Annotated in this window: 9 protein-coding genes; all 9 read left to right on the top strand. The window is 44.6% G+C overall.

The features are described 5' to 3' along the window. Window positions 1-969, top strand: a 969-nt coding sequence (locus PEL8287_RS20580) for a major capsid protein (protein ID WP_001983380.1), incomplete at its 5' end; no start/stop codon positions are given. Window positions 970-1079: 110 nt separating this feature from the next. Then, window positions 1080-1607, top strand: coding sequence for a hypothetical protein (locus tag PEL8287_RS20585; RefSeq protein ID WP_000487867.1), 528 nt, complete (start codon window positions 1080-1082; stop codon window positions 1605-1607). An 8-nt stretch (window positions 1608-1615) separates the two neighbouring features. Continuing rightward, window positions 1616-2602 carry a Minor spike protein gene (locus tag PEL8287_RS20590; protein WP_000466547.1) on the top strand — a complete coding sequence of 329 codons (987 nt, stop codon included), beginning with the start codon at window positions 1616-1618 and terminating at the stop codon, window positions 2600-2602. A gap of 63 nt (window positions 2603-2665) precedes the next feature. Then, window positions 2666-4207: a replication endonuclease gene (locus PEL8287_RS20595; protein ID WP_000252566.1), complete on the top strand. Its 1542-nt coding sequence runs from the start codon at window positions 2666-2668 to the stop codon at window positions 4205-4207. Next, on the top strand, window positions 4140-4292 hold the full coding sequence (locus PEL8287_RS20600) for a hypothetical protein (RefSeq protein ID WP_435988044.1): 153 nt from the start codon (window positions 4140-4142) through the stop codon (window positions 4290-4292). The genes PEL8287_RS20595 and PEL8287_RS20600 overlap by 68 nt, the downstream gene beginning before the upstream one ends. After that, window positions 4225-4464: a phage DNA packaging protein C gene (locus PEL8287_RS20605; protein ID WP_016670801.1), complete on the top strand. Its 240-nt coding sequence runs from the start codon at window positions 4225-4227 to the stop codon at window positions 4462-4464. The genes PEL8287_RS20600 and PEL8287_RS20605 overlap by 68 nt, the downstream gene beginning before the upstream one ends. Further along, complete coding sequence (locus tag PEL8287_RS20610) at window positions 4461-4919, top strand: scaffolding protein D (RefSeq protein ID WP_000084700.1); 459 nt, start codon at window positions 4461-4463, stop codon at window positions 4917-4919. Before PEL8287_RS20605 ends, PEL8287_RS20610 begins: the two co-directional genes overlap by 4 nt. After that, a complete protein-coding gene (locus PEL8287_RS20615; RefSeq protein ID WP_000033471.1) occupies window positions 4919-5035 on the top strand; it encodes a phage DNA packaging protein J in 117 nt (38 codons plus the stop codon). Before PEL8287_RS20610 ends, PEL8287_RS20615 begins: the two co-directional genes overlap by 1 nt. A 36-nt stretch (window positions 5036-5071) precedes the next feature. Beyond that, a partial coding sequence (locus PEL8287_RS20620) for a major capsid protein (protein WP_268877845.1) occupies window positions 5072-5513 on the top strand: 442 nt, incomplete at its 3' end.

A 5513-nucleotide genomic window follows, 5' to 3' on the forward strand; every position in this document is an offset into this window, starting at 1 on the left:
CATGCCGCTTTTCTTGGCACGATTAACCCTGATACCAATAAAATCCCTAAGCATTTGTTTCAGGGTTATTTGAATATCTATAACAACTATTTTAAAGCGCCGTGGATGCCTGACCGTACCGAGGCTAACCCTAATGAGCTTAATCAAGATGATGCTCGTTATGGTTTCCGTTGCTGCCATCTCAAAAACATTTGGACTGCTCCGCTTCCTCCTGAGACTGAGCTTTCTCGCCAAATGACGACTTCTACCACATCTATTGACATTATGGGTCTGCAAGCTGCTTATGCTAATTTGCATACTGACCAAGAACGTGATTACTTCATGCAGCGTTACCATGATGTTATTTCTTCATTTGGAGGTAAAACCTCTTATGACGCTGACAACCGTCCTTTACTTGTCATGCGCTCTAATCTCTGGGCATCTGGCTATGATGTTGATGGAACTGACCAAACGTCGTTAGGCCAGTTTTCTGGTCGTGTTCAACAGACCTATAAACATTCTGTGCCGCGTTTCTTTGTTCCTGAGCATGGCACTATGTTTACTCTTGCGCTTGTTCGTTTTCCGCCTACTGCGACTAAAGAGATTCAGTACCTTAACGCTAAAGGTGCTTTGACTTATACCGATATTGCTGGCGACCCTGTTTTGTATGGCAACTTGCCGCCGCGTGAAATTTCTATGAAGGATGTTTTCCGTTCTGGTGATTCGTCTAAGAAGTTTAAGATTGCTGAGGGTCAGTGGTATCGTTATGCGCCTTCGTATGTTTCTCCTGCTTATCACCTTCTTGAAGGCTTCCCATTCATTCAGGAACCGCCTTCTGGTGATTTGCAAGAACGCGTACTTATTCGCCACCATGATTATGACCAGTGTTTCCAGTCCGTTCAGTTGTTGCAGTGGAATAGTCAGGTTAAATTTAATGTGACCGTTTATCGCAATCTGCCGACCACTCGCGATTCAATCATGACTTCGTGATAAAAGATTGAGTGTGAGGTTATAACGCCGAAGCGGTAAAAATTTTAATTTTTGCCGCTGAGGGGTTGACCAAGCGAAGCGCGGTAGGTTTTCTGCTTAGGAGTTTAATCATGTTTCAGACTTTTATTTCTCGCCATAATTCAAACTTTTTTTCTGATAAGCTGGTTCTCACTTCTGTTACTCCAGCTTCTTCGGCACCTGTTTTACAGACACCTAAAGCTACATCGTCAACGTTATATTTTGATAGTTTGACGGTTAATGCTGGTAATGGTGGTTTTCTTCATTGCATTCAGATGGATACATCTGTCAACGCCGCTAATCAGGTTGTTTCTGTTGGTGCTGATATTGCTTTTGATGCCGACCCTAAATTTTTTGCCTGTTTGGTTCGCTTTGAGTCTTCTTCGGTTCCGACTACCCTCCCGACTGCCTATGATGTTTATCCTTTGGATGGTCGCCATGATGGTGGTTATTATACCGTCAAGGACTGTGTGACTATTGACGTCCTTCCCCGTACGCCGGGCAATAATGTTTATGTTGGTTTCATGGTTTGGTCTAACTTTACCGCTACTAAATGCCGCGGATTGGTTTCGCTGAATCAGGTTATTAAAGAGATTATTTGTCTCCAGCCACTTAAGTGAGGTGATTTATGTTTGGTGCTATTGCTGGCGGTATTGCTTCTGCTCTTGCTGGTGGCGCCATGTCTAAATTGTTTGGAGGCGGTCAAAAAGCCGCCTCCGGTGGCATTCAAGGTGATGTGCTTGCTACCGATAACAATACTGTAGGCATGGGTGATGCTGGTATTAAATCTGCCATTCAAGGCTCTAATGTTCCTAACCCTGATGAGGCCGTCCCTAGTTTTGTTTCTGGTGCTATGGCTAAAGCTGGTAAAGGACTTCTTGAAGGTACGTTGCAGGCTGGCACTTCTGCCGTTTCTGATAAGTTGCTTGATTTGGTTGGACTTGGTGGCAAGTCTGCCGCTGATAAAGGAAAGGATACTCGTGATTATCTTGCTGCTGCATTTCCTGAGCTTAATGCTTGGGAGCGTGCTGGTGCTGATGCTTCCTCTGCTGGTATGGTTGACGCCGGATTTGAGAATCAAAAAGAGCTTACTAAAATGCAACTGGACAATCAGAAAGAGATTGCCGAGATGCAAAATGAGACTCAAAAAGAGATTGCTGGCATTCAGTCGGCGACTTCACGCCAGAATACGAAAGACCAGGTATATGCACAAAATGAGATGCTTGCTTATCAACAGAAGGAGTCTACTGCTCGCGTTGCGTCTATTATGGAAAACACCAATCTTTCCAAGCAACAGCAGGTTTCCGAGATTATGCGCCAAATGCTTACTCAAGCTCAAACGGCTGGTCAGTATTTTACCAATGACCAAATCAAAGAAATGACTCGCAAGGTTAGTGCTGAGGTTGACTTAGTTCATCAGCAAACGCAGAATCAGCGGTATGGCTCTTCTCATATTGGCGCTACTGCAAAGGATATTTCTAATGTCGTCACTGATGCTGCTTCTGGTGTGGTTGATATTTTTCATGGTATTGATAAAGCTGTTGCCGATACTTGGAACAATTTCTGGAAAGACGGTAAAGCTGATGGTATTGGCTCTAATTTGTCTAGGAAATAACCGTCAGGATTGACACCCTCCCAATTGTATGTTTTCATGCCTCCAAATCTTGGAGGCTTTTTTATGGTTCGTTCTTATTACCCTTCTGAATGTCACGCTGATTATTTTGACTTTGAGCGTATCGAGGCTCTTAAACCTGCTATTGAGGCTTGTGGCATTTCTACTCTTTCTCAATCCCCAATGCTTGGCTTCCATAAGCAGATGGATAACCGCATCAAGCTCTTGGAAGAGATTCTGTCTTTTCGTATGCAGGGCGTTGAGTTCGATAATGGTGATATGTATGTTGACGGCCATAAGGCTGCTTCTGACGTTCGTGATGAGTTTGTATCTGTTACTGAGAAGTTAATGGATGAATTGGCACAATGCTACAATGTGCTCCCCCAACTTGATATTAATAACACTATAGACCACCGCCCCGAAGGGGACGAAAAATGGTTTTTAGAGAACGAGAAGACGGTTACGCAGTTTTGCCGCAAGCTGGCTGCTGAACGCCCTCTTAAGGATATTCGCGATGAGTATAATTACCCCAAAAAGAAAGGTATTAAGGATGAGTGTTCAAGATTGCTGGAGGCCTCCACTATGAAATCGCGTAGAGGCTTTGCTATTCAGCGTTTGATGAATGCAATGCGACAGGCTCATGCTGATGGTTGGTTTATCGTTTTTGACACTCTCACGTTGGCTGACGACCGATTAGAGGCGTTTTATGATAATCCCAATGCTTTGCGTGACTATTTTCGTGATATTGGTCGTATGGTTCTTGCTGCCGAGGGTCGCAAGGCTAATGATTCACACGCCGACTGCTATCAGTATTTTTGTGTGCCTGAGTATGGTACAGCTAATGGCCGTCTTCATTTCCATGCGGTGCACTTTATGCGGACACTTCCTACAGGTAGCGTTGACCCTAATTTTGGTCGTCGGGTACGCAATCGCCGCCAGTTAAATAGCTTGCAAAATACGTGGCCTTATGGTTACAGTATGCCCATCGCAGTTCGCTACACGCAGGACGCTTTTTCACGTTCTGGTTGGTTGTGGCCTGTTGATGCTAAAGGTGAGCCGCTTAAAGCTACCAGTTATATGGCTGTTGGTTTCTATGTGGCTAAATACGTTAACAAAAAGTCAGATATGGACCTTGCTGCTAAAGGTCTAGGAGCTAAAGAATGGAACAACTCACTAAAAACCAAGCTGTCGCTACTTCCCAAGAAGCTGTTCAGAATCAGAATGAGCCGCAACTTCGGGATGAAAATGCTCACAATGACAAATCTGTCCACGGAGTGCTTAATCCAACTTACCAAGCTGGGTTACGACGCGACGCCGTTCAACCAGATATTGAAGCAGAACGCAAAAAGAGAGATGAGATTGAGGCTGGGAAAAGTTACTGTAGCCGACGTTTTGGCGGCGCAACCTGTGACGACAAATCTGCTCAAATTTATGCGCGCTTCGATAAAAATGATTGGCGTATCCAACCTGCAGAGTTTTATCGCTTCCATGACGCAGAAGTTAACACTTTCGGATATTTCTGATGAGTCGAAAAATTATCTTGATAAAGCAGGAATTACTACTGCTTGTTTACGAATTAAATCGAAGTGGACTGCTGGCGGAAAATGAGAAAATTCGACCTATCCTTGCGCAGCTCGAGAAGCTCTTACTTTGCGACCTTTCGCCATCAACTAACGATTCTGTCAAAAACTGACGCGTTGGATGAGGAGAAGTGGCTTAATATGCTTGGCACGTTCGTCAAGGACTGGTTTAGATATGAGTCACATTTTGTTCATGGTAGAGATTCTCTTGTTGACATTTTAAAAGAGCGTGGATTACTATCTGAGTCCGATGCTGTTCAACCACTAATAGGTAAGAAATCATGAGTCAAGTTACTGAACAATCCGTACGTTTCCAGACCGCTTTGGCCTCTATTAAGCTCATTCAGGCTTCTGCCGTTTTGGATTTAACCGAAGATGATTTCGATTTTCTGACGAGTAACAAAGTTTGGATTGCTACTGACCGCTCTCGTGCTCGTCGCTGCGTTGAGGCTTGCGTTTATGGTACGCTGGACTTTGTAGGATACCCTCGCTTTCCTGCTCCTGTTGAGTTTATTGCTGCCGTCATTGCTTATTATGTTCATCCCGTCAACATTCAAACGGCCTGTCTCATCATGGAAGGCGCTGAATTTACGGAAAACATTATTAATGGCGTCGAGCGTCCGGTTAAAGCCGCTGAATTGTTCGCGTTTACCTTGCGTGTACGCGCAGGAAACACTGACGTTCTTACTGACGCAGAAGAAAACGTGCGTCAAAAATTACGTGCAGAAGGAGTGATGTAATGTCTAAAGGTAAAAAACGTTCTGGCGCTCGCCCTGGTCGTCCGCAGCCGTTGCGAGGTACTAAAGGCAAGCGTAAAGGCGCTCGTCTTTGGTATGTAGGTGGTCAACAATTTTAATTGCAGGGGCTTCGGCCCCTTACTTGAGGATAAATTATGTCTAATATTCAAACTGGCGCCGAGCGTATGCCGCATGACCTTTCCCATCTTGGCTTCCTTGCTGGTCAGATTGGTCGTCTTATTACCATTTCAACTACTCCGGTTATCGCTGGCGACTCCTTCGAGATGGACGCCGTTGGCGCTCTCCGTCTTTCTCCATTGCGTCGTGGCCTTGCTATTGACTCTACTGTAGACATTTTTACTTTTTATGTCCCTCATCGTCACGTTTATGGTGAACAGTGGATTAAGTTCATGAAGGATGGTGTTAATGCCACTCCTCTCCCGACTGTTAACACTACTGGTTATATTGACCATGCCGCTTTTCTTGGCACGATTAACCCTGATACCAATAAAATCCCTAAGCATTTGTTTCAGGGTTATTTGAATATCTATAACAACTATTTTAAAGCGCCGTGGATGCCTGACCGTACCGAGGCTA

Source organism: Roseovarius litorisediminis, from assembly GCF_900172295.1.
GTDB classification, from domain to species: Bacteria; Pseudomonadota; Alphaproteobacteria; order Rhodobacterales; family Rhodobacteraceae; genus Roseovarius; species Roseovarius litorisediminis.